The organism is Candidatus Liberimonas magnetica (genome assembly GCA_020523885.1).
GTDB classification, from domain to species: domain Bacteria; phylum Elusimicrobiota; class Endomicrobiia; order Endomicrobiales; family JAFGIL01; genus Liberimonas; species Liberimonas magnetica.
The window spans coordinates 15,988-40,826 of the sequence record JAJAPY010000006.1 but is presented as its reverse complement, the minus strand read 5'-3'; the positions used below and the strand labels follow the sequence as shown (position 1 = coordinate 40,826).

The following is a 24,839-nucleotide window of genomic DNA, read 5'->3' as shown; positions in this document are numbered from 1 at the left end:
TCAGTTTTTATGGGTACAGCTGTTTATGCAATAGAAAATTCTGGTAAATTTATAATTTCACCTATGGGCGGCATGATAAATAGTGATATAAAATACACAGTGCCCGGAGTAAACGGTATGAAAACCTTGAGCGACTCAGGGCCCATTTATGCTCTTATGATGATGTATACCTGCCCTCAGTTTACATTGGGTAATATGGGGCATTATTCAAAACTTGATAAAAGCACGGAAAACGGGTATATGTTTTACGGCCTTTACTACTTCCGTAAAGATGCTGATATCAGGCCGATGCTGGGGTTCTACGCGGATTATATCAGTGTGCTTACAAAGGCAACCTCTGCTGATGTGGCTCCGCTTGTTTCTATGAATGTTAATACATCTGTTTGGGCGCTGCATCCGATCGCTGGAGTGTCGTTTAAGCTGGGCACGCAAAAGATAACGCCGTTTATCGGGTATTTTAATGAACAGGTAGATACATCCCTTGCATCAGAAGGAATGCTTATTGCGGGACAGAAGCGCAACGGTTTTTCGGCTAACTCCTCAACTATTTTGGATTATATGACTGCAGGTGTTAAGGCAGAACTTAATTTCATGCATTTTATCAGGTTTGATACCAAGATTTATGCCCGTTTAAAAAATGGAGAAGATGCTCTTTTTACGAGCCGCAACAGGCTTGATTTGCTTATTTCAAAAAACACAGGTATATCGATTAAATACGATTATTTTGACGATAAATACGAGAAGAACTCATTTCTTCTAATCGGCCCGGTTTTTGTGTTTTAGTTATACTTCTAAAGTCTGACAAGGAGACATAAGTTATGAATAAAATCAATAAAGATTGGCATTTGAAAAACAAAATGCCTATAAACGCAACTCCGCAGGAAAAAATCAAATGGCACGAAGGGCATGCGGACAATTGCACTTGCCGCGATTCAAAATCTCATTTGGTGAAACTAAATAAGAAAAGTAACAAAGAATAAGTACAGCAATTAAAAACCTGGTGCCATTTCTTTCAGTAATCAGGAGGAGTTAAAAAATGCCAAAATCTATAAGCTGGAAAGTTGTTGCAGGGGCGGTTATGATTGTCCTTGCGGCTGCGTTTTACATATTGCACTACATGATATTCAGGGACTTGCACCATATATTTCTTTACTTAATAACCGATATAGGTTTTGTTTTTATTGAGGTGCTATTAATTACCCTTGTCATACACCAGTTGTTCAGTGAGTGGGAAAAAACAAGTCAGCTTAAAAAGCTTAACATGGTTATTGAAGTGTTTTTCAGCGAATTCGGAAAGCATTTGCTTGTTTATCTTTCAAATCATGACAAAAACCTTAAAAATGTTCAGGACTTAATGATTGATAAAAATAATACCTGCAGTATGGATTTTAAATGCGCGTTTGATGCCGTAAAATCGTATAAATCAGATATTGACATGAACAAAATAGACCTTCAAAAACTTGCCAAATTCTTGACAGAAAAGAGGCCTTTTTTAATTGGTATGCTGCAAAACCCTAACCTATTGGAACATGAAACATTTACGGAAACCATTATGGCCATATTTCATATTACTGAAGAGCTGGCAGCAAGGAACTTGTCAAAAATGTCTTCTGAAGATTTGGATCATACGAAAGTTGATATTGAACGGGCATACAATAAATTAACACATCAGTGGCTTTTGTATATGCAGCATACAGAAAAGCATTTTCCGTATTTTTTTCTGTTCGCCATGAAGACAAACCCTTTTGACGAAAAGGACTCATGGCTTGAGAAATGGTATGAACAGAGCAAATAGGAACGATTAAAACACAAAACATTAATTATTGTTGAGAAGGCGGTGCGGTGAATTGGATTGGTTGCGGGTCTATCTATGATAGTTCTGACAGGGCTTGGCCATATCATGGTGATTAAAGGTGAATACTATTTTGGAACAAAACTCTGGTATTTGTTTTTGATCACAGGGATAATATGCCTCGGAGCATCACTGTTTGTCGCCAATGCAATTATTTCTGTTGTATTGGGTATAGCTGCAGCGACATTGTTATGGGGTATTCTTGAACTGTTTCATCAGAGAGAAAGAGTTAAGAAAGGATACTATCCAAAAAAATCAACGGAGGTTTAAGAACATGTCAACAAAAGAAAGTTTTGATATTTAGTCTGATAACAAGTGCGCCATTAGCTGCCTACCAGCTGACTTATAAAATTAAAACTATGTATTTTCTTTCAAGTTTGTTTGCCGTTGTGTCGTGTCTTTCGGGGCTTTTTATTTCGTATTTCATAAATGTGCCGTCCGGGGCTGTAATCATCTTAGTTTCAAGTTTGATATTTGCCTTATCAATGGCATTTTCACCCAAGAGGAGAAGGCTAAATGGATAAGCGTAAAGCGTTTTTTGATATGCATGCTGAGAAATGGGATACATTTATTAAAGGTGATTTAGTGAAACGAATTAAAAATGACATTATACCTTTGTTCAAAATTAAAAAAGGCGATGTTATTCTTGATGTAGGATGCGGTACGGGGATATTGCTTCCATTTCTGAAAACGAAGGCAGGAAAACCCGGAGAAATAACAGCTCTTGATTATTCCCGAAAAATGATCGACAAGACAAAAGAAAAGTATGGTGATAATTTCAAATATGTCTGCGCAAGTGCTGAGCGCACATTCAAGTTTGAAGTGCAATAATTGATTACTCAAAAAGCATAATTTTTTGTTAAAAAAAGTCCAAAGAACTTGCAACTTCAATCGGTGTGTAATAATTTAAGCATTTTCTTGGCCGATTGTTAAGTTTATTTTCAATGAAAACAAGTTGTTCATCAGTTACTGAATGTAGATCTGTTTTTTTAGGAATAAATCTACGAACAAGCCCGTTAGCATTTTCATTTGAACCGCGTTCCCATGAATGGTAAGGGTGAGCAAAATAACTTGTAGTACCGATAGAATTATTAATCATAGTATGACCTGCATTCTCGGTACCGTTATCATAGGTTATAGAAAGCCTCATTTTCGGATTTATTTTAGAAAGTTTTGAAATAACCGAACAAGCTTTGTTATAAGCATTTTTTCTTTTAAGTTTAGATAGAAATATTAGTCTTGTTACTCGTTCAACAGTAGAATCTATAGCCGGGATATTTGATTTACAAACCATCGTATCTGTTTCCCAATGTCCGGGCTGTATGCGTTCATTTACAATAGAAGGCCGTTCATCAATGCTTACACGGTTAAGAATTTTTGTTTTCTTTAATGGTTTCATAGAGTACTTTCTCTTCCTTATCTTGTGTGAACGGGTTAACAAAGCTACAAATTCTTTACGTTCAGGCTCTTTTAATGAATAAATAAACTGATAAATAGCTTCATGGCTTACATACATATCAGGATGATCTTTTTTAAGCCGTCCGGATATTTGTTCAGGCGACCAGTGTTCTTTTAATTTACTTTTTACATAAGAAACCAGTTCGGGATTGTCGAATTTAGATTTCTTAATACAATAAACTCTTCGGCCATCAGCATTTGATTGAGCAATTGATGCAACATACTTTTTATACTTACCAGATATGTTGCGTTTTAGTTCTCTGGAAATTGTGCTTGTATGACATTTAACTTTTTTGGCAATTTCCTCTTGTGTGTACCCTTCACGGGACAGCACATCAATTCGATCTCGTTTCTTTTGTGTTAAATGGTGATACTTAGGTTCTCTTTTGATACTCATGTTTTTCATCCTTTTGCTGCTTGAGTATCAAAAGTTTATAATATTTTCAAGATTTTTTCTTTACAGGGTTAACCCTGTAAAGACTCTAACAAACCCACTACAAACCATGTCAATTTTGCACTAGCAACTTGAACTTGGTGAGAAAACTAAGTTTAATAAATATACATTTGATAAAGTCATCTGTTTCTATGTTTTTCCGCATTTCCCAAATAAATTAAAAGTATTAAAAGAAATGTTCAGAGTTCTTAAATCTAAAGGTGTTTTAATAATAGCCCATGCGGATGTCAGGGAAACGATTAACTCGTTTCATCACGAAGTCGGCGGACCAGTTGGACACGATCATCTGCCTGAAGATAAAAGCATGATGGCGCTTATGGAAAAAGCGGGGTTCGAGAACCGTGCAATAAAAGAAGGGAAGGATTATTATATTGCAGTTGCTGTTAAATAGAAAAAGTATAGTAATATCAATGATATTGTAATATTTTTATTTGTTGAAAACAGGTACGGCTGGCGTCCAGTCCGGGACCCTTAAAAAACCTGCAGAGTGCCCTTGCGGCATTGTGCAGGTTTTTCATGTTTGATAACGGGATTCAAAGCCGTCGCGAAGCGCACATGGGAATGTGAAAAATAGCGCCAACCTGCATAAGAGACATTTTTTAAGTGCAAAAGCTACAAAAAATGGACAGATTAAATATACTGCGGGACTTGACAAACTAGGTTTTATCTATTATAATGACCATATAATTAGGTCAATAGGACATATATTATGTTCAGATGAACAAATATTATGGTCACGAGGTGAGTAAATGTTAGAACCTATTCTAGGTAATAAAGTAGTAGAAAAGGTATTGTTTTATATTCTTAATTATGGCGATGGTTATGCCAGGGGAATAGCTAGAACTTTTGAGATTCCTTTTAATGGCGTTCAGCAGCAAATAAAACGTCTGGAAAACGGTGGCGTTATAGCCGCCCAAAACAAAGGTAATGTCAGGTTATATAAATTTAACCCCAGTTATCCCTTTTTAAAATCCCTTAAGCAGCTCTTACAGGAAGCGCTTGATGTTTTACCTGAGAAAGAAATTGAAAAATATTATAGAATGCGGACCAGACCAAGAAGAAAGGGAAAACCATTATGAGTATAAAATGGGAGAAATTAACTTTAAAAGAGCTGGCAATTATAGTTAGTGAGAAACTTGAGAGCAAAGGGATATATGCTGTCCTTGTTGGAGGGGCTTGTGTGTCTATTTACAGTAATAATAAATATCAGTCCCAGGATTTAGACTTTGTTTCGCCTGATTCCGGCGAAGATATTCAAAAAGCAATGATTGAACTGGGGTTTAAGAGAACTACTGATTATAGGCATTTTGAAAGAGAGGATTGTCCGTTTTTTGTTGAATTTCCTCCGGGTCCGGTTTCGATTGGAGGAGAGGTAGATATAAAAAGATATAATACAATAAAAAAGCTAAAACTTTTTACTCCAACAGACAGTGTAAAAGATAGGCTCGCGGCATTTTATCACTGGGACGATGTTCAATCGCTCGATCAGGCACTTTTAGTTGCAAAATCGCAAAAAATAAACCTGAATGAAATAAAAATATGGTCGGAAGGTGAGAAATCTTTAGATAAGTTCAAGAGGTTTGAATCGCTGTTAAAAGGCTTGACAAGTTGAACTAAAAAGATTTGTTTGCAGATTAATTAAGCAAGAGTTTTAAAGGAAGTTTAATTTGGTTCAATTATGTAAACCTGACACCATTTTTAATGTCGGGCAGGCAGATGGCATTTAGTACGGGACCCTAATTAAAAGCACTCCTTGTGGGTGCTTTTTAGTTGAAGAGGTATGCTTGCAAATGGAATTATAACCTACTTAGGAGAAGTGCCCCGAATGTTTATCTCGGGATTAGTTTAGATGGATAGAGGAACAGAGTCTAAAGAAAATCTTGTAAGCCAAGCATGGCAAGAGAATTCATAGTTAATTCAAAAACATATTTAATTATCAATCATAAATAAAATAGTTAAAAATGGACTTTTAAGTTTTTACCTTCCTGTTTTATCTGCCAATTAATTTATTTTCATTATACAAGCATTCAGAATCACATTTTATTACAAATAGAATCGAGATAATTCAATAAGCAATTTATTAATGTAAAAAGCATTGATAGTAAGGGATCTACCTGCTATATTAAAAATAGAAAGTAATGAAAATAAATAAAATAATAGAAAATTCGAAAATATCGAAGGAATTCAATATCTATGATAACAGATAAATATACGACATATCAAATCAGCAGGATATGCGGTGTAAGCACGCCGACTATAGTTTACTGGATTAAATCCGGAAAACTTTCTGCATATAAAACACTGGGAGGCCATAGGAGAATCAGGAAAGAAGACTTGATTGAATTTTTAAGTAAGAATAATTTTCCGATTCCAAAAGACCTTGACTTTAAAGTATCAAACAAGATAAAGATCCTTATTATAGATAATGCTCCTGATATTTTAAAACACATTGAAAAAACAATAAATAAAATTAAGAACGGCTATAAATATTCGATTAAATCAGCTACAGATGCTTTTGAAGCAGGAGAAGCTATAAGCGTTTTCAAACCGAACCTGATAATTTTAGAAACTAAAATTCCCGGGGTTAATACACTGGAAATATGCAGGTCAATCCGACAAAGAGATGCCCATATCAAAATTCTGGCAATTAGTAAAAATAACTCAAAAGAAAATATGGAAAGAATTATAAAAGCCGGGGCTAATATTTTTCTTCCCCGGCCTTTTAACGCCAAAGAACTGATATTAAATATAAATAAGGTATTAAATTTAAACAAAAAATAATATGAATATTTATTTTAAAAACACTATTTTTACAATTATTTTTCTATTTCTAAGCTCAAATGCACTTTCATCTGATAAATCAAAAATATCTGCTCTTGAATTTTTTGAGAAAGCTTCTGAATTGTTTAATGATAATAAAAAAGCTTGCATAAAACAATATCAAATATTCATTAAAAAATATTCCAACGATAAATTAGTGCCTGAAGCAGAGTTTTTAGTTGGGGAATGTTCTTATAATATGGATCCTTTGTCTGAAGAAGCGTCAGAAAGCTTTAAAAAGGTTCCCAGCGAAGGTGCTGCCTTCCGGGCCGCAGAAATACTTTACAATAGAAAAAATTATTCAAAAGCAGTTGATGCATTGGAAAAAGTTGAAAGCAGCTATCCAAAAGGATATTTACAGCATGAAGTTAAGCTTTTAAAGGCGCAATGTTATATTATTCTTGGACGTTTCAAGGAAGCAGAGAACCTTCTTTTAGCTGTAATTAACAAACAACCGGCTTACAGGGACGATAAAAGATTTAATTATGCTTTTGGTCTGGTTAATTATCAATTAGGCAAAAACGACATTGCGTTAGTAAATTTGGAAAAAAATGACTCACCTCAATCGTTTTTATTTTCTTCAAAAGCCTTAATACGTATGGAAAAACCCCTTCATTCTATTGAAAAATTAAAAGAACTCATCAATAAATATCCGGAAAGCAGCCTTCAGGAATATGCCCTATATCTTATTGGCGAAGCATTTCTTGTTGCCAAAGATTACGACAGTGCAATTAAAAGTTATGAAAGGTTTATCAGGCTTTACCCAAGAAGCAGCCTTCGCGGTACGGCGATATTTAAAATAGGATGTTCTTATCTCGAATTAAATGATTATTTGCAGGCAAGGGCTAATTTCCAATCATTCCTTCAGCTGGAGCCCAAAGCGGAGTTTGCCCCTTTGTCGGTTTATCTTATAGGAGAGTCATTTTTAAGGGAGAAAAGATTCAAGGAAGCCAGTTTTGCGTTTGCAGACATGGCAAGCGCACATCCCGGCAATTTCTATGCCCCTAATGCGCAGTTCAGGTTAGGCTGGTGTTTTTATAATATGGAAAATTTCGCTCAGGCAAGGGATTCTCTTATGCTATTTAAACAGCTTTTCCCGGATCATAACCTTATTTCTCAGGTTGAAATACTTCTGGGGAATACCTTTTGTGAACTTGAACAATATGACCAGGGGACTAGTGCATACCAGCGTGTAATTGACAGAACTCAAAGCCCGGAGTTAAGGGAATCTGCGTTTGCGTTGATGAGCAGGTCAAATTATTTAAATCATAATTATGCTGCTCTTGTTTCAGGATATCATTATTTGTTAAAAGCTTTCCCTCCAAACAAAAGCCCATGGAGACTTCTTTCCTATCTGTATTTGGCAGAAGGATACCTTAAACAGGGTCTATATAAGGAGGCAGGCGAAATTTACAATTCTATAGAGTCTATATATCCGGCAAGCCCTTATCTCATATATGCAAAAGATGGGCTTGCATGGACCGACTTTCTAAATGGCGATTATACAAAAGCACAGGCCCAAAGAGAAAATATTATAGCGCTTTCCAGACAAAAAGAACTTCCAAAAGACCTGCTTAGTGTGAATCAATATGAAATAGCAAATACTTTTTTTAACCAGAAAAAATATCTAGAAGCCTTAGAGGCTTATAACCTGTTTCTTAATCAAAATTCAGGGCATAACCTGACCCCGAGCGCGGTCTTTCGTGTGGGCTATACTTACTATAAACTTGAATATTTTAGCCAGGCTATTGAAACATGGGAAAGTCTTGAAAAAAGCTTTCCGGCCAGCCCCCAAACAGCGGATGCATTATGGAAAACCGCTGATACTTATTTTCGTGCTCAATACTATGATAAGGCTGTAGAGGTTTATAAGAGGATACTGGAACGGTATGCGAAAAACGACAAGGAAGAGGCAGATGCTCATCTCCGGATAGCGCAGTGTTATTATAATTCTAAAAATAATACTCCGGCCTTTAAGGCATTAAAAGGGATTATTGAAAAATATCCCAATGAACCGAAAGCCTATGATGCCCTGGATTTTTTAGTTGCTTTAATAGAAGTGTCGGAATCCAAGGAAACTATATTATCAGAATTACAGAACGATATAGCAGCGATGGGAAGAAAACCCATAATGGTCGAGCTGCGTTTCAGGCTGGCAAGGAGTTTCTTTGAGAATAAAAAATATGACGAGACAGTCCAACTGCTTGACGAAGTAATCAGCGAACTTATTGAAAGCGATAAATTTGCTGATGCAAATTATTATTTAGCCGTCTCATATTATAAACTTTCCCGGTTTAAAGAGGCTATACCTGTCTATAAGCGTTTTATAGAAAATTTCCCTGAAGATAAACGCATAGAAAATGCGCTTTTTTATTTAGGTTCTGCACAATTTAAAGAAAAACAGTTTGCTGATGCAGCTGTCACATTTGAAAAGCTGGCAAATGAACACCCGGATTCTGAATATATAGCTACCGCGCTCTATAACACAGCGATAGCTTATAGGGAAATCAAGGAATGGGATAAGGCTGCGGCTGTCATGCAGGTATATCAGAAAAAGTATAACGATAAGGAAGAGGCTTTTGACATATCCATGCAGCTGGCATCCATATATGAAGAACAAAACCAATACCAGCGGGCTATAGAAGTTATTACCCTGGGCCTGGATAAATTAGATAAGAATAGCGAAACATGGGGGGAATTGGAATTTCGTATAGCCGAAGATTATATTGCAATGGGAAACACCCAAGAGGCTGTAAATACATATAAAAAACTTATATCAGAAAAAGGAAATCATGCTGACCCTTTTGCCCTTAATGCAATGGTCAGGTTAGCGGAACACTATGAGAGAAGCAACGATATAAAAGAAGCTCTTTCTTTGTATCAGAGAGTCTATGAAAAATCAGCTTCAATGGCAGACAGACCCAGCTGGCTTGATGCCGTAAAAACAAGAATTGAAATGTTACGTACCGAAATTAATAAACAAGTAAGATAATAAGGAGCTGGCTATGGTTAAAAAATTTGTCTGTTTTCTAATGATATTGTTTTTATCCACTTCAGCGGCGGTCGGGAAAACTATCTTTTCCCCGAATAAAGACGGCATAAAGGACACTGCTGTATTTAAACTGGCAGTAACCACCCCAAAAGAGGATATTAGCAGATGGGCTTTTGAGATAAGAAATACAAATAAGCAATTAATCAAAATCTTTAAAGGAGACGGCCCTCCGCCTGAGAGGCTGGAGTGGGACGGAAGGGATGAAAACCAGATCCTGGTAGCGGACGGTATATACTCTTATGATTTTAATGTTATTACAAAAGCCGGCAATAAAGAGGCTATCGCGCCTCAAGATATAATAATCGACAGGACTATCCCCAATGCTTCGTTATCTGTTAATTTAATTGAATTTTCGCCGAACGGGGATGGAATTAAGGATGAGGTGACGTTTTCGCTTGCAGCCGGTGACGACAACGGAATAAACAGCTGGTTGTTATCGATTGAGGAGAAAGACAACATGGCTGTACGCTCTTTTTCCGGGGTCGGGGATGTAAAGCCTGCCTCAGTGTGGGATGGTAAAGGCAATTTTAATGAAGATGTCATTGATGGCATATATAATTTTTATTTGCTTGTTCAGGATAATGCCGGGAACCGTTTTAAAACACAACCCCAGACTCTCAAGCTGACAAGAGAAGCAAAGGTGTCGCTGTTAAAAGTATACCCGCAAGTTTTTTCGCCGAATGATGACGGGCGCAAAGATATCTTAAATATCGATGTTTCAATAGCAGACGTTACTTCGACCGGGCTTTGGAAATTGAATATCTTAAATTCCACCGGAAAGATAGTTAAGGAAATTTCCGGCAAAGGGGCTCCTCCCCATAGGTTTTATTGGGACGGAAAAGATGATAAAAAACAAGCGGTTAATGACGGTGTATACAGCCTGGTTCTGTCGGAGACGGACAATGCAGGCAATACCGTGTCCGCTGCACCTGTTTATGCAGATGTGGATAATACCCCGCCTATGCTAAGGGTCGGGTTGGATAATAAAATATTTTCTCCGAACGGGGATAAAAAATATGAGGAAACGACTTTCTCTCTTAATATAACCGATGACCACTCTGTTGAGTGGAAGCTGTCTATTTTAAATGACATAAGCAAGCCCGTTAAAACCTTCAGCGGCATGGGAAATAAACAGAAAGAGGTGTTCGTGTGGGACGGGAAGGATGATAATAAAAAAGACCTCAATGACGGTATCTACACGTATTATATGGAAGCTCTGGACATAGCAGACAATGAAACCAGGATACCGAAAGAAACGGTCCAGATTGATAGAACGCCTCCGGTAATAACAGCAGGCGTAGCCCCTGCGCTATTTTCGCCTAATAATGACGGCATCCTTGATGAGACTACCTTTACATTGAATATTCGTGATGCAAGCCCTCTTGAAAGCTGGAAACTGGCCATAAAGAATTCATCACAAAAAGTCGTTAAAGTCTTCAAAGGGCTGGGAAGTGCTGTGGAGAATATTGTCTGGGACGGCAAAAGCGATGACAGAGGGATCCTGCCGGACGGGACCTATCGCTGGCATGTGGAAGCATCAGATGTTGTCGGCAATAGCAGTGTCAATGAGCCCCAGGCCCTTGTTATCGGTGCAACCAAACCCAACATAGGCGTTGTTTCGGATCTTGATGTATTTTCGCCCAATGCGGACGGGTTTAAAGATTCTGTAAAGTTTTCTATAACGGTCAGCGCATTTAATAAAATTAAGGAATGGAAGCTAAAGATCTTAAGAGGCAAAACAGAGGTGCTCAGGACCTTCCGGGGGTCCGGTAACCCGCCTCAGAGCATTTCCTGGCTTGGAGAGAACGATGATAAAAAAATCCTTCCTGACGGCAAATATGATTATTTGCTTGAGGTTACTGATGAGGCAGGCAATAATGTACTCTCTATTTTAAAACCTATTGTTATCGATACGACAAGCCCGGTTTTGAAGGTCAGCGCAGCCCCGGTTATATTTTCACCCAATGGCGACGGATATAAAGATGAGGCAAATTTTTCTTTAATTTATGAGGATGAAAGCCCGTGCGAAAAATATGAGCTTGTGATAGAAGATAATATAGAGCCATGCAGATCATTTTCCGGGACAGGCGCCCCTCCGCTTAATGCGGTATGGGAGGGAAAAAATAAAGATAAAGTTGTATTAAAAGACGGTATTTATAATTATTTCTTTAAAGCCAAAGATATTGTAGGCAATCAGACCGTTACCATGAAACAAACGGTAAAAATAGATAATACTCCTCCTGAAGTATGGCTTTCTGCGGACCCTACACTGTTTTCGCCCAATAATGACGGAGAAAGGGATACGACAACATTTAGTATTGAATATAAAGACGCAAGCGATATATCTGAATGGGCGCTTAAAGCAGTATACACAGATGCAGCGCTGAGGGTTTTTAAAGATAGAGGCAGGCCGTCCCAGAACATAATATGGAAGGGCGATAACGACAGGGGTAATCCTCTGCCGGACGGGGAATATAACGCCCAATTATTGATTAAAGACGAGGTCGGCAATGAAGGGAAAAGCAGTATTGTCAAGGTAAAATTAGACACAACAAAGCCTATTGTTTCTATAACTCCCGAAGAAGAACCGATAACTCTTTTAGCTCCCGCGCAGTATTTTGTTGAAACAAAGCGCGGGACCGTTATAAGCCTGGCTGCAGAACTCCTTTTTGATACGGGAAAAGCAGATATAAAACCCCTGGCCAGGGAGACATTGCTTAAGGCTGCAAGCCTGATAAAAAAATCTCCTGACAGACAGGTAAGTGTTGAAGGACATACCGATACGGTCCCTATCCATAATGAAGAGTTTCAGAATAACCAGGTTTTATCTCAGAAAAGGGCAGAATCAGTCGTTAATTTCTTTGTAAGTGAGGCACAAATCCCGCGTGAAAGGTTTACAATGACCGGTTACGGTGAAACAAAACCAATCGATTCAAATAGTACTGAAGAAGGAAGAAGGAAAAACAGGCGCGTTGAAATTATAATACAAAAATAGGGGAGGCAAAATGATAACTGTTGATTTTTTTGAGGTGTTGCGCACGAGTTTTACGATGATTATACTATTGTTTTGTTCAATAATAGCCCTGTCATTTGCCCTTGAGAGATGGTGGTATTTCAGAAAAATACGTATAGATGTCGATAACTTCACGACTATTTTATATAAATATATCCAGGAAAAAAATTTTAAACAGGCCCTGGATTTATGCAAACCTTCAAATAGCCCGTTGGCAAGGCTTATGGAAGTTGCCATCTTAAACAGCCAGAAACAAAAGCCTCAAGTAGTTGAACTAATGGATGCAACCAGGTTGGACAAACGCGTTGAGATGGAAAGGTTTCTCATAGTTTTAGGTACAATGGGGACAGTTTGTCCGTTTATAGGTTTATTCGGCACCGTAATAGGTATTATCAGGGCGTTTCATGATTTAGCCATGTCGGGAACAGGCGGTCCTGCGATAGTTGCTGCAGGAATCTCTGAAGCTCTTGTGGCAACTGCTGCAGGTCTTGCCATAGCGATACCTGCAGTAATTCTCTACAATTACTTTATGCGCAAAGCCAAAGTCATCTCCAGCCAATTGGAATCCAATCAAATGAGAGTTTTGGTCCATTTAGGTTTCAACTAACAGTTGAAAAAAAAGCGCACATAAAAGAGAGATTATATGGAAGACGAATCAATAACTAAAATCAATTTGACTTCCCTGGTTGATATATCGCTGGTACTTGTTATTATTTTTATGGTCATAGCTCCTTTCATGGCGCAGAGAGCTATAGATATCGCATCTTCTAAGATGAACGAGAGCAAAGGCAAAGTGGCCCAGGCCCAAAACGTAACGGTAACTCTAAACGATAAAGGCGAGATCGGAGTCAATGGAAAAACCGTTACATGGGGTGAGCTGCCGGGCGAATTGAGCGGGGCCATAAAAAGAAGCAAGGATAAAATGGTGATGCTTCAGGCATCATCGAATAACCAGGTTAAATATATTGTTGACATACTTGATTGCGCTAGGCAGAGAGGCGCTCTTAAACTTGCGATCTTAAAGAGGAAATAATCATGGCTAGATCCAACGGGTCCTATGACAGCGAAGAACCGGTAACCGAGCTCATAATTACTCCTCTTGTCGATATTTCACTTGTGCTCGTTATAATATTTATGATTACTGCTCCTACGTTTTTACAGCCGAGCCTTGAAATAACGCTGCCCAAGGCAACGACAGGGGAAGATAAAGAGAGGGAAAACGTTACTGTAGCGATAACAAAAGACGGTGTCTGGGCGGTTAATGAATATATAATACCTTTTGACCAGGTTCGGACGCTTTTAGAAGCAAAAATCAATGAAACAAAGAACAAGTACGTCATTGTCCGCGTTGATCAGGACGCTCTCCATAAATATTTAATCGATGCCATGAGCCTATGTAAGGAATCAGGGGCAAAAAATATCTCTATAGCGGTAAAGCCAAAAGGTTAACTGCGATATTACTTTGCTGCTTGGGGCAGGTAGCTTTATGTATGCAGATATTTATGAAAACACTTATAATAATAAGAACGTTTACAACGCCTTTATAATTTCTTTGGTATTACACAGTTTTTTGTTTTTTTCCTATTTCCATATAAGGAGCCTTGAAAAAAAGAATATGATACTTTTGGATAATATCGAGATTATTGAGATCGAGCCGGATGCTCCGATACAAGTTGCCCAAAGAGTGCCTGCTCAAACTCCTCCTAAAAATGTATTGGACTTTATTAAAATGGCTATGCCTTCTTTTAAAAAAAATGAAATTAAAGAGCTGTCCGGGCCTGAAATAGAATCGAAGATTGAGGCCGAAGCTCAGCAAAAGCTTGACTTAAATAAAAGAACGGAGATCCAGCCAAAACCGCAAATTTCTTTAGATCAGAAAAGTGATAATAAAGTAAGCAGCAAGCTGTCTTCTATTATACCTAAAGAAGAATTAAGCCCTAGAGGCGGTATTGCGCCTCAGGAGCCGGCTATCGAGATCGCCGAGGTTGGAAAAGTAGCTGTAAAAACGCACTCTCCGGGTGCAGCTATCAGTTTTGACAAAAGAGCTGTGCTTTCTTTAAAGGATGCAAAAAAAATGGAGATAGGCCATGTATCCCCCTCATACAAAGGCTATACGCTTAAAGAGGCTTCTTCGCTTTCAATGGATAAGAGAAAAGCCTCTGCAGGTTACACACCAAGTGCTTCTATCGGTTATACAGGAGGTATATCACTGAAAAAATATAAAGCAAAAGAGAGTTTTGCAAAGATGCAGGAAGAAATTGTAACGAGTACCCATAAAACTCAAAACGGGGAGGTGCTGGAAGCAAAACCGGACAAAAAAACGGTTGAGATAATCGGCCCTGTGACAAATAGGAAGGTTATTACGTCATATTTACCCGTTTATCCGGGTTGGGCAAGGGCCAAACATATTGAAGCGGACGTGGTTATCAAATTTTTTGTTTCTCCGGAAGGGAAGGTCAGGGAAAAAGTGTATATTGAACGCACTTCAGGTTACATACAGCTGGACAGGTTGACGACAGAAGCCCTGCAGAGATGGGTTTTTGAGCCTGTAGAAGACAGCAAGGGCGATCAATGGGGAATTATTACTTTTAGGTTTTTACTAAAATAATATTTTTAAACGGGTAAAAAAAATGAAAAAATACATTGCAGTTTTTATTTGTTTAGCGGCAGGTATCGGTGCCTCTTCCTATATAAGAGCCGAGCAGAAGGGCGAACTGCCCGAGGCGGTCATAAAGGGAGATGAGGTTTTAAAATTGGACAGCACCAAACCAAAACTTGAGATCCCAATCGAACAGAATTCAGAGATCTTAAAGGATCTGGAAATAGAAAGAGAGATATTTACTAATCAACCTGCCGGCAGCGAAAAACAGCCGAAAGATTTTATGCCTGAATTAGCAAATAGCCCTCAGGTAATAGTTCCCCGGACACTTTATATACATACTGATACGATATGCGTTTTTTATCCTCTTTCGGATTTAAAGTCAGTTTTTAAAGAACCAAATCCCAAAAATGCAAAAAAGTCTGCCACGTGGGAGCTTATAGTCACCGACGATTTAGGACAGACTTTTAGAGAGTATAGCGGCAGGGGGCTGCCTCCCGAAACCATAACTTTTGACGGCAGGGATAAAGACGGGAATATAATAGAGGTCGGTTACTCCTATTCAACTATATTGAAATACTATGATACTAAAGGGGCGCTTCATACCAGGGTCGGGACCCCTTTTATTATTACCGGACTAGCACACCAGGAACAAAAAGGTTTATATATTACTTTAGACTATAAAAAAATATATAAAAACAATCCTACTGTTTTATTACACGGCGAGTTCAGCGATGCCGGTATGGATTTGATACAAGAAGCAGCAGACAAAATTAAAAAGGATTATTTCACTCTGCCGGTTGAGGTAATCGTTTATAGTAAGGACAAAGAAATAGCTAAGATAGCTGCAAAGGAAATTTCTGAAAGACTGGTGAAAATACTTATCCGCAGAGAAGAAGAAGTAAGGCCCAGGGGAGAGTTTACAACGAAATCCCTGGAGAGAGTAGATATTGTAGTATTAAATCAATAAGGGATTGTTATCCCGCACAGCGGGATTCAACAGTTTAAACAAGGACCTTATATGGAAGACAGAAAAATACAAAATAGGACCCAGTATGTTGTTGATTTAGAACTGCAATTTTGGTTTACTCTAATATTAATAATTATTGTCTCGGTAGAAGGAATTTTTATGGGTTGGGGGATGCACAGCCTTTATGTTATTGCAACTGATTGGCAGAGGCCTGATATGGCATCGGATTTTTTTATGAGGCTCGGCTTTATTTTGTTGCTTTTAATAGGCGGGAATACCTTCATTGGTCTATACCTGTCACATAAAATTGCAGGGCCGCTATACAAACTTCGCAGGGCTTTAAAAGATATAAAATCAGGAGAAATAAATCCTGTCCAGGTGCGAAGCGGGGATATGGTCAAGGATTTTGTAAAAGAATTTAATGAAACGATATTTTTGTTAGATAAATTGATTTCACGCGATAAAAAAGTGTCGCAAATGGCTTTAGGAGACTTAAATGGATGCCTTGATGAGTTAAAAGATTTGCGGACAAACAAAGAAACTGTTGAGAAAGTGACTCAAAGGTTGATACGGGTTAAAAGTTTTTTAACATCCATTGGCTCTCATTTTAAACATAATACAGCTGAAAGAGAAACACCTTAAAGGTGGTGCGTATGAACAAAAAATCGATTCTTATTATTGATGATGACGTATTTATATTGGAGTTATTGTTGCAATCCCTCGAATCACTTGGATATGAAGTTGTGACAAAAGAGAGCGGGATGTCAGCTCAAATATGGCTTTCCAGTAATAGGCCGGATTTAATTTTATTAGATATAATGCTTCCTGAAATAAATGGTATAGAGTTTTGTAAATGGTTGAATTCCCAGGATAATTTTAAAAATATCCCTGTAATTCATATGACGGCATATTCCCTGGATGAGATCGTTCGTGAAGAATCGATAATGTCCGGGGCAAAGGATTTTATAGAAAAGCCTATTAATTTTGGTCTATTAGAAAAGAAAATAAAGTCCCTACTTTAAAGAATAAATAAACCCTTTCAAAACACATAGATTTATCAATCAATAATAATAAACATCTAAATTACCCTCATTGCTGTCCAAATTAGGTGTCATACCCGCGAAAGCGGGTATCCAGTAAATACTGTTTCCTTCGACTTGGATTCCTGCTTCCGTAGGAATGACAGCAAAGACAGTTTTAAATCTCGAAAAGCTATTAAGACGACACATGTGTGCACTTACGGCTACCTGTTTATCAAACTATTAGCTGAATTGCTGCATCAGATACATAACTTATTGGTTTTGTCGAACCTGCAGGAGGAGCAGTTTTTATCGCAGGGTTCACCGTAGACAAGAGTTCTGGTATCCTTGACCATAGCTTCAATAGCCATTTTTATTTTTGCATAAGTATCGTTGAAGTCTTCAACCGTCATTTTGTAGGGGAATGTCATATGCATGCTTATGTGTTTGATATTGCCCGACCTGCGTGTCCTCAGGTCGTGAACGTCCACAAAAGTATCTCTATAGCGGTAAATGCTTTTCTTTAACAGTTCAAGCTCTTCCTCAGGAAGTTTTATGTCAACCAGCGGCCCGAAAGAATGCATGAACAGCTCGATAGCCTCTTTTAAAATAAATATAGCTATCAGTATGGCTACGAGAGGGTCAAGTATTTGAAAACCGCTGATCCAAAGCATTAAAAGCCCGGCTGCAACTCCGATAGAGGTATAGACATCAGCTTTAAGGTGAAGCGCATCGGCCTCAATAGCGATAGACCCTTCGGACCTTGCAACTGCATAGAGCCTTGCCGATACAAAATAATTGACGGCAGCGGAAATGAGCATCACAAGAAATCCAAGGCCCGGAGAGGTGACTTCTCCCCTGTTGAAAAGTTTATGCACGGCCTCTTTTATTATAAAAAGTGAAGCTAGAAATATCAGGACGGTTTCAATAATGCCGGATATATTTTCGATTTTTTCATACCCGTACGGGTGGGTGATATCTGGAGGTTTGGCTGAAAGTTTTACGCTGAAAAATGCCACAAACGATGCCATCAGGTCCATGGTTGAATGAATCGCTTCCGAGATTATACTGACAGAACCCGTAATAAACCCGACAATGAATTTCATCGCGATAAGGCATGCGTTTGAGTAAATGGATAATTTTGCAACTTCTGATTTTTTGCTCATATAACCCCTTCGGGGAATTTCGAAACTGCAATAACGAAATCCGAAAAAAATTCCAATACTAAATATTCAAAAAATAAATTTACTTGGCTTTCAGTATTTGCTGTTTTTCTTGCCTATTTAGTGTTTTTTCGAAATTCGTGCTTGGTTATTCGAAATTGCTTCTTCCTAAGCCGGTTCGGCATAAACGTGTATTTTTTCAAGATTGCGTATATTTTCCTTAACTAAAGTTTCCGCCCTGTCAATTATTTTTTTTGCTTCTTCAAGGTTGTGTTTGCCGCCTATAAGTATTTTCATATCTACCCAGAATTTCTGGCCTATCCTTCTTGACTTTATCGAGCAGACCTTATCTATTTCCCGGATGTCTTTTACAGCAAGGCTTATCTTTTGTAATTCTTCCAGAGGCAATCCCGTATCCATTAATCCCTGTGTCGCTTCAAAAATTATTGAGACCTGAGCTTTTGCTATGATTATAGAAATTACTATAGTAGCCAAAGGGTCTAAGATGGGCAAACCTATCGCAGACCCGATGACCGCTGCCACTACTACCAGGGAAGAATAGGCTGCGGAACGGTTATCCCAGGCAGAAGTAATTAAAGGCAGAGAATTAAGCCTTTTCGCGGGGCAAAAAGTATAGCTGGCAACGAGGAGGTTAAGCAGAGTAGCAACAAATGATGCCACGGCTCCGATAACTTTCGGGGACCTGTGAGTCCCGTCGGACAGGCACTTCATGCCTGCATAAAACAATAGAGAGGCGCCGAACAGGAGTATCAATGAAGCGATAATAGACGCAACGAATTCTATTTTTGCATACCCGTAGGGGTGTTTTTTGTCCGGGGGCCGCTTGCTCAGTCTAAGTGAAACAATGATGATAAGGGAGTTAACTATATCTGCGGTCGAATGAAAGGCATCGGCTATAAGAGCTTTGGAATTAGCCATCACCCCGATGCTGCCTTTGAAAATAGCAAGAAATATGTTTGCAGCAAGGCCGATCCTGGCGGCCTTGTGCCCGCATTTTACGCATTTTTCGCTGTTTTCAACCGCTGGAGTATTGGTTTCTTGCATGATTATCTCTCGAATTGTCCGACTGCTGGCAGTTTTATGCCTGTATCCCCGTTATAGAACTCAAGTTTTTCAAAATGAAAAAGAAGCGCAAATATTATTGCCGGGAACCTTGAGCGCTTATTGTTATAGGCCCTGACGTCAATATTATATTTCTCGCGCGCTGCTGCAACCCTGTTCGCTCCGTTATACAAGTTTTTCATGAGCTGAAGGAACACGATATTTGTCCTCAGGTTCGGGTACTTTTCCGCTATAGCTATGAGCTTTGAGTAAACCTTGTCTACGTCCATTGCTGCCAGGTTTTTCATTTCTGTTTCAAGGTTTTTTGGCTTTATTAAATTCTGCCTGGACTCAGCTGTATGAAAGAAAATGCTCTTTTCATAGTTTGAGTGGTTTACCGTCACCTGTATTAAGTTGGGAACAAGGTTTCTTATCCTGTCTTTTTCTTTTATGATCTGAGCTGAATCCATTGAAACCAGGTTGGAGCCTGTTATGAATATATTGTAATAGTAAACTGTTCCTATTAGAGACAATACGGCAAGCGCCGCGCCGAGTACCGTGCATAAGGCCTCCCATCTTTTGGATGTAAGCCTCGGCGCATCAAGCTGTTCTTTATATATTTTTCTAACTAATTCGGAAACCTGTGAAGTCATATTATAGTTCAATAGCATTATAAGCAACTTTTATGCCAAATTATTGACAATTAATTTTATATATACAATAATAAATATTATGCTAATCTGCTTTTACAATTTCTCCAAAAGAGGCCGGCTAAACCGCTGGCACCTATTCACTTCATTCCTTATAAACTGTATTATCCCAACAAAAAGAGTGCGATTATGAACATCGAAAAGAAAGATAAAATACTTGTTATTGATGATGAAAAAGGCGTCCGCGACGCTACCAGCTTTGTAATTGGCTCAGCCGGTTATAAAGTTGCCACTGCAAGCAATGGAAACGAAGCGTTGGAAATGCTTAAAAATGAGAAATTCAGTGTGCTGGTCAGTGATCTGAAAATGCCTAATATGGACGGAATTCAATTACTTAAAGAGGTAAAGAAAACAAATCCCGATATAGAAGTTATTATGTACACAGCCTATCCTACTATTGAGATAGCAGTAGATGCAATGAGAAAAGGTGCCTATAGTTTTATTAAAAAACCCTATAATATCAATGAATTATTAATGCTGATTGAACGGGCACTGGAAAAAGTAACAATGAAAGTGAAGATAGACGAGCTAAATTACAACGAGGAACATCTGCGGATCCTGTTCGAATATGCCCCGGATGCCTATTTCATAAATGAAATAGACGGCACATTTATAGATGGGAACAAAAAAACTGAGGATATGACCGGTTTTAAAAAAGAAGAGCTTATCGGTAAGAAGTTTTTTAACCTTAACCTGCTTTCCATGGATCAGCTGCCGAAAGCAGCAGCTCTTCTGGTAAAAAACAGCCTGGATGTGCAGACAGGGCCGGATGAATTTATATTGAACCGCAAGGACGGAACAGCGGTCACAGTAGATATTAGTACCTATCCGGCAAAGATAAGAGGAAAATCTATTGTGCTCAACATAGCACGGGATGTAACAGAACGCAAGAAGACAGAAAATGACCTCAGGAAACTGCATGCAGAGTTAAAAGAATCAACTGCCCAGTTGATACAAACAGAAAAAATATCTGCGTTAGGCGAGCTGACGGCCGGTGTTGCACACGAGCTTAACCAGCCGTTGAACGGAATAAAGATAATATGCCAGTCAATATTAAGGGATGTAAAACGGGGCGAATCGATGACCCCCGAAGGGCTGAGTTCAGAGTTAGGGGAGATAGTCTGCGAAGTAAACAGGATGGCAAGTATAATTGACCACATGAGGATTTTTACAAGGCGCACGGAAGGCTCCACGAACGATATGGTTGACATAAGGACTGTAATAGACGGGGCATTTAAATTCACGGTCCAGCAGCTCATGGATTATTCCATAGAAATAGAAAAGACAATAGAACCTGGCTTGCCGGAAATTCTGGGGGATGCCATACGCCTTGAGCAAGTGATGCTGAACTTTATAACGAATGCGAGAGATGCGTTGATAAAAAGCAAAAAAGAACACAAAAAACTAAGAATAAAGGCGTACAGGGATAAAGGATCGCTTATAATCGAGATAAAAGACAACGGGACCGGCATACCGAAAGAAATCCAGGAAAAGGTATTCGAGCCGTTCTTTACGACAAAAGAAGTTGGCAAAGGGACTGGCCTGGGGCTGTCCGTAGCGAAAAAGATAGTTGAAGAGCATAAGGGGAAAATAGAACTTGAAAGCCCGCCTGCCGGCGAGGCAGGCAAAGCTGGAGAGGGGACAGTATTTAAAATAATACTGCCGGCAGGAAGTTAAGTAAAGGCGTGAAGGACGAGGGACGAAGAGTGAAGGATGAGGGATGAAAGATGATTGAAGAAAGACGAGAAAAACAAATCAAAAGATTTCAAGATTTAAGAGCATATCAATTAGCTTTTGAATGCGCAATGGAAATATTTGAAATTACTAAAAAGTTTCCACAAGATGAAAAATATTCTTTAACTGATCAAATTCGCAGATCATCCAGGTCAGTTTGCTCCAATTTGGCTGAGGTCTGGAGAAAACGGAAATATATTGCAATGTTTGTGAATAAAATTACGGATTGCATGGGTGAGTCCGCAGAAACTCAAGTTTGGCTTGAGTTTGCTTTAAAGTGTAAATACATTAATAGTAAGATTTACGAAGAATTGAATGCTAGGTACGAATATATATTTGCAATGCTATCTGTAATGGAAAAAAAAGCAGATAGATTTTGTAAGTAAGAACGAGAAACAAAGGGCTAAAAATGAAAGACGAAGGACGAGAGACGAAGGACGAAAGATGAAAATGACATTAAGATGTTGCTTCCTTCGTCCCAGCAAATCCCGCCTTGCGGGATGAGCGGTCGTCCATCGTCCTTCAAGAAGTTATGTCCTTCGTAGAACAGGAGGCATTAAATGGAAAAGCTGAAGGTCTTACTGATTGAAGATGAAAAGACAGCCCGGGAGCAGCTTGGAAAGTTTATCGCAAAGGAAGGGTTTGAAGTCTTAGAAGCAGGCGACGGAAGGACCGGGCTTGAAACATTCAACAGGGAAAATCCCGATATCGTAATAACTGATATAAAAATGAAGGGTGTCGAAGGCATGGAAGTTTTGCATACCGTGAAATATCAAAACCCTCAAACTGAGGTAATAATTATAACGGCCTTTGGCGGGATAGATGTTTCCATAAAGGCTATAAGGGAAGGTGCTCTTGACTATTTGAAAAAGCCGATAGACCTGGATATACTCCTGGTGGCTTTGGGCAGAGCCAAGGAAAAAATTTATAACTACAGGAAAAGCCAGCCGTATCCGAACATTTTATTAGTAGAAGACGACGGGACTACGCGCGAACACCTGGTCAAGGTATTGGAAAAAGAAAAGCTGTCTGTCTACCAGGCAAAAGACGGTGAAGACGCAATGAGGGTATTCGAGAACATAAAGATAGATATTGTGCTTATGGATATCAAAATGCCTAAGAAAACCGGGCTTGAGACACTGCATGAGATGAGGGCTATTACGGATGATTTTGAAGCGATAATGATAACCGGCTACGGCGACGAATCAAACGCCATACAGGCGATGCGCGACGGTGCCATGAATTTCCTAAGAAAACCCCTGGACATTGACCAGCTGCTTGTTTCAATTGAAAAAGCTACACTTAAACTTAATACCGAACGGGCGCTTAAATTCCGCGTCCGCGACCTTGAACTGGCCAAGGAGTTGATAACAAGAATAACCGTAGATAATAATATATCAATAGATTTTCCAAAAAGTGACGATACCAGTGCCATTGATTTTGCCAATAGCCTCTTAAGCAAACTTCCTTTTGGCATAGTTGCGGTGGACAGGGACCTAAAAATATTATATTCGAATATTTTGCTGCAAGGAACGAAAATAAAACCTGAAAGCATAGATGATAAATTTGTAGCAAATCTTGCAGCCTTGGGAATAAAGGATTTAGCGGTTGAATCTCTATCTAATATGGTAAAGGATGCTTTTAATATGCCGGTGGGGCAGTTAAAGAATATAAACACAGGCACATATTCTTACATTAATTTATTGGCTCCTGTAATAATAAATGACAAGAAGAAAGAAAAGATAGTGGTTATTATGATACGCGGAGAAAGAAAATAATGGTTAAGGTGCTGGTTATTGAAGATGAAAAGCTAAGCAGAGAAAAGCTTAAAAAACTCATAGCTTCGGAGGGTTATGAGGCATTTAGCGCAGAAGACGGGAAAAGCGGGCTTGAGGTCTATAGCCTTGAAAAGCCGGACATAATTATCGTTGACGTAAGAATGCCGGATATAAGCGGGCTTGAAGTGCTTGCCAGAATTAAAAACGAGTCTAAGATGACGGAAGTAATCATTATGACCGGGCACGGGGGAACCGAAACTGCGGTAAAGGCTCTTAGAGAGGGCGCGTTTGACTATATTACAAAACCGATAGATTTTGATGAACTGGAAATCAGTATAAAAAAAGCCGCAGAGAAGCAGGAAATGCAAAGGAGGCTGGATGAGTTTGTAGCGAAGCAGGGCCAGGAACTTAAGAATACCCAGGCGCAGCTGGTCCAGTCCGAAAAAATGGCGGCTATCGGGCAGTTCTCTGCGGGCCTAGCACACGAAATAAGAAACCCGCTGACCGCTATAACGATGAATACCTCATTTTTGCTTGAGGAACTGAAAGACAACGAAAAAGCGGTCAAGAAACTCAAAATTATAGAAAAAGAAGCGGACAGGAGCGCAGGGATAATAAAGTCGCTTTTATCCTTTTCCAGGCAGAAAAAAGAAGACAGGTCCTTGATTGATATTAACAGTGTTATAAATGATGCCCTCACTCCCTTTGCTCATCAGATAGCGCTGTCCAATATAGATATAATTAAAGAACTGGACCGGCAGTTGCCGAAAATTAATGCTAATGCTAACGAATTGAGCCAGGTTTTTCTTAACCTGGTAACCAATGCGGTAGATGCCATGGGAGGACCGGGAAAGCTGTTTATTAAAAGTTATTACGATAAGGCGACTGAAAATACCGCGGTTTTTAAGCCCGGACAAAGTGTTGTTTGCGTTAAATTTACAGACACAGGAAAGGGTATACCTAAAGAAGCGCTGGGGAGCCTTTTTAACCCTTTTTATACGACCAAAGACCCGGGCAAGGGGACCGGCCTGGGGCTTTTCATATCGCACGGGATAATCAAAGGGCACGGCGGTGAAATTGAGGTAGAGAGCGAAATAGGAAAAGGTACAAGTTTTACAATAAAGCTGCCTGTTGCAGAATGAGATAAGAAAATGA

At 39.0% G+C, this 24,839-nt stretch carries 27 protein-coding genes; 23 read left to right on the top strand and 4 right to left on the bottom strand.

Features of this window, described 5'->3' with window-relative positions:
• Positions 1 to 92 precede the first annotated feature (92 nt).
• From LHV68_06175 to LHV68_06150, 6 genes are all read left to right on the top strand, one after another.
• Complete coding sequence (locus LHV68_06175; protein ID MCB4791458.1) at positions 93 to 194, top strand: TraY domain-containing protein; 102 nt, start codon at positions 93 to 95, stop codon at positions 192 to 194.
• A gap of 624 nt (positions 195 to 818) precedes the next feature.
• Positions 819 to 980, top strand: a complete 162-nt coding sequence (locus LHV68_06170; protein MCB4791457.1) for a hypothetical protein — start codon at positions 819 to 821, stop codon at positions 978 to 980.
• 56 nt (positions 981 to 1,036) lie between these two features.
• A complete protein-coding gene (locus LHV68_06165) occupies positions 1,037 to 1,795 on the top strand; it encodes a hypothetical protein (GenBank protein MCB4791456.1) in 759 nt (252 codons plus the stop codon).
• A gap of 57 nt (positions 1,796 to 1,852) precedes the next feature.
• A complete protein-coding gene (locus LHV68_06160) occupies positions 1,853 to 2,122 on the top strand; it encodes a DUF4491 family protein (GenBank protein MCB4791455.1) in 270 nt (89 codons plus the stop codon).
• Positions 2,123 to 2,145: 23 nt separating this feature from the next.
• Positions 2,146 to 2,376 (top strand): metal ABC transporter permease, encoded by a 231-nt coding sequence (locus tag LHV68_06155; protein MCB4791454.1) that lies wholly within the window; start codon positions 2,146 to 2,148, stop codon positions 2,374 to 2,376.
• Positions 2,369 to 2,683 (top strand): class I SAM-dependent methyltransferase, encoded by a 315-nt coding sequence (locus tag LHV68_06150; protein ID MCB4791453.1) that lies wholly within the window; start codon positions 2,369 to 2,371, stop codon positions 2,681 to 2,683. Before LHV68_06155 ends, LHV68_06150 begins: the two co-directional genes overlap by 8 nt.
• Positions 2,684 to 2,711: 28 nt before the next feature.
• Here LHV68_06150 and LHV68_06145 read toward each other — a convergent pair whose 3' ends face one another.
• The gene (locus LHV68_06145; protein MCB4791452.1) at positions 2,712 to 3,707 is read right to left on the bottom strand and encodes an IS30 family transposase; all 996 of its coding nucleotides are present in this window, start codon (positions 3,705 to 3,707) and stop codon (positions 2,712 to 2,714) included.
• Between the two features lie 178 nt (positions 3,708 to 3,885).
• Between LHV68_06145 and LHV68_06140 the strand changes: the two genes are divergently transcribed.
• From LHV68_06140 to LHV68_06080, 13 genes are all read left to right on the top strand, one after another.
• Positions 3,886 to 4,155, top strand: coding sequence for a class I SAM-dependent methyltransferase (locus LHV68_06140; GenBank protein MCB4791451.1), 270 nt, complete (start codon positions 3,886 to 3,888; stop codon positions 4,153 to 4,155).
• 358 nt (positions 4,156 to 4,513) lie between these two features.
• Complete coding sequence (locus LHV68_06135) at positions 4,514 to 4,843, top strand: winged helix-turn-helix domain-containing protein (GenBank protein ID MCB4791450.1); 330 nt, start codon at positions 4,514 to 4,516, stop codon at positions 4,841 to 4,843.
• Positions 4,840 to 5,376 (top strand): nucleotidyltransferase family protein, encoded by a 537-nt coding sequence (locus LHV68_06130; protein MCB4791449.1) that lies wholly within the window; start codon positions 4,840 to 4,842, stop codon positions 5,374 to 5,376. The genes LHV68_06135 and LHV68_06130 overlap by 4 nt, the downstream gene beginning before the upstream one ends.
• A gap of 581 nt (positions 5,377 to 5,957) precedes the next feature.
• Positions 5,958 to 6,545, top strand: a complete 588-nt coding sequence (locus LHV68_06125; protein MCB4791448.1) for a response regulator — start codon at positions 5,958 to 5,960, stop codon at positions 6,543 to 6,545.
• 1 nt (position 6,546) lies between these two features.
• Positions 6,547 to 9,576 (top strand): tetratricopeptide repeat protein, encoded by a 3,030-nt coding sequence (locus LHV68_06120; GenBank protein ID MCB4791447.1) that lies wholly within the window; start codon positions 6,547 to 6,549, stop codon positions 9,574 to 9,576.
• Between the two features lie 13 nt (positions 9,577 to 9,589).
• Complete coding sequence (locus LHV68_06115; protein ID MCB4791446.1) at positions 9,590 to 12,631, top strand: gliding motility-associated C-terminal domain-containing protein; 3,042 nt, start codon at positions 9,590 to 9,592, stop codon at positions 12,629 to 12,631.
• A gap of 10 nt (positions 12,632 to 12,641) precedes the next feature.
• Complete coding sequence (locus LHV68_06110) at positions 12,642 to 13,256, top strand: MotA/TolQ/ExbB proton channel family protein (protein MCB4791445.1); 615 nt, start codon at positions 12,642 to 12,644, stop codon at positions 13,254 to 13,256.
• A 36-nt stretch (positions 13,257 to 13,292) separates the two neighbouring features.
• Positions 13,293 to 13,682, top strand: coding sequence for a biopolymer transporter ExbD (locus LHV68_06105; GenBank protein MCB4791444.1), 390 nt, complete (start codon positions 13,293 to 13,295; stop codon positions 13,680 to 13,682).
• A 2-nt stretch (positions 13,683 to 13,684) separates the two neighbouring features.
• Positions 13,685 to 14,098 (top strand): biopolymer transporter ExbD, encoded by a 414-nt coding sequence (locus LHV68_06100; protein MCB4791443.1) that lies wholly within the window; start codon positions 13,685 to 13,687, stop codon positions 14,096 to 14,098.
• A gap of 37 nt (positions 14,099 to 14,135) precedes the next feature.
• Positions 14,136 to 15,257, top strand: coding sequence for an energy transducer TonB (locus LHV68_06095; GenBank protein ID MCB4791442.1), 1,122 nt, complete (start codon positions 14,136 to 14,138; stop codon positions 15,255 to 15,257).
• A gap of 22 nt (positions 15,258 to 15,279) precedes the next feature.
• Entirely contained in the window at positions 15,280 to 16,218 is a 939-nt protein-coding gene (locus tag LHV68_06090; protein ID MCB4791441.1) for a hypothetical protein, read from the top strand.
• A gap of 51 nt (positions 16,219 to 16,269) precedes the next feature.
• Positions 16,270 to 16,860, top strand: a complete 591-nt coding sequence (locus LHV68_06085; protein MCB4791440.1) for a hypothetical protein — start codon at positions 16,270 to 16,272, stop codon at positions 16,858 to 16,860.
• A gap of 11 nt (positions 16,861 to 16,871) precedes the next feature.
• Entirely contained in the window at positions 16,872 to 17,240 is a 369-nt protein-coding gene (locus LHV68_06080; GenBank protein ID MCB4791439.1) for a response regulator, read from the top strand.
• A 257-nt stretch (positions 17,241 to 17,497) separates the two neighbouring features.
• On the opposite strand, the gene LHV68_06075 is transcribed toward LHV68_06080, so the two are convergent.
• The 3 genes from LHV68_06075 to LHV68_06065 form a co-directional block, all read right to left on the bottom strand.
• Positions 17,498 to 18,403, bottom strand: a complete 906-nt coding sequence (locus LHV68_06075) for a cation diffusion facilitator family transporter (protein ID MCB4791438.1) — start codon at positions 18,401 to 18,403, stop codon at positions 17,498 to 17,500.
• A 165-nt stretch (positions 18,404 to 18,568) separates the two neighbouring features.
• A complete protein-coding gene (locus LHV68_06070; GenBank protein MCB4791437.1) occupies positions 18,569 to 19,465 on the bottom strand; it encodes a cation diffusion facilitator family transporter in 897 nt (298 codons plus the stop codon).
• A gap of 2 nt (positions 19,466 to 19,467) precedes the next feature.
• Positions 19,468 to 20,133 (bottom strand): LemA family protein, encoded by a 666-nt coding sequence (locus LHV68_06065; protein ID MCB4791436.1) that lies wholly within the window; start codon positions 20,131 to 20,133, stop codon positions 19,468 to 19,470.
• 168 nt (positions 20,134 to 20,301) lie between these two features.
• Between LHV68_06065 and LHV68_06060 the strand changes: the two genes are divergently transcribed.
• The 4 genes from LHV68_06060 to LHV68_06045 all read left to right on the top strand — a co-directional run bounded on the left by LHV68_06060 (position 20,302) and on the right by LHV68_06045 (position 24,826).
• The gene (locus LHV68_06060; GenBank protein MCB4791435.1) at positions 20,302 to 21,849 is read left to right on the top strand and encodes a response regulator; all 1,548 of its coding nucleotides are present in this window, start codon (positions 20,302 to 20,304) and stop codon (positions 21,847 to 21,849) included.
• A gap of 50 nt (positions 21,850 to 21,899) precedes the next feature.
• Positions 21,900 to 22,292, top strand: a complete 393-nt coding sequence (locus LHV68_06055) for a four helix bundle protein (GenBank protein MCB4791434.1) — start codon at positions 21,900 to 21,902, stop codon at positions 22,290 to 22,292.
• A gap of 174 nt (positions 22,293 to 22,466) precedes the next feature.
• Complete coding sequence (locus LHV68_06050) at positions 22,467 to 23,684, top strand: response regulator (GenBank protein MCB4791433.1); 1,218 nt, start codon at positions 22,467 to 22,469, stop codon at positions 23,682 to 23,684.
• On the top strand, positions 23,684 to 24,826 hold the full coding sequence (locus LHV68_06045) for a response regulator (GenBank protein MCB4791432.1): 1,143 nt from the start codon (positions 23,684 to 23,686) through the stop codon (positions 24,824 to 24,826). Before LHV68_06050 ends, LHV68_06045 begins: the two co-directional genes overlap by 1 nt.
• Positions 24,827 to 24,839: the final 13 nt, after the last annotated feature.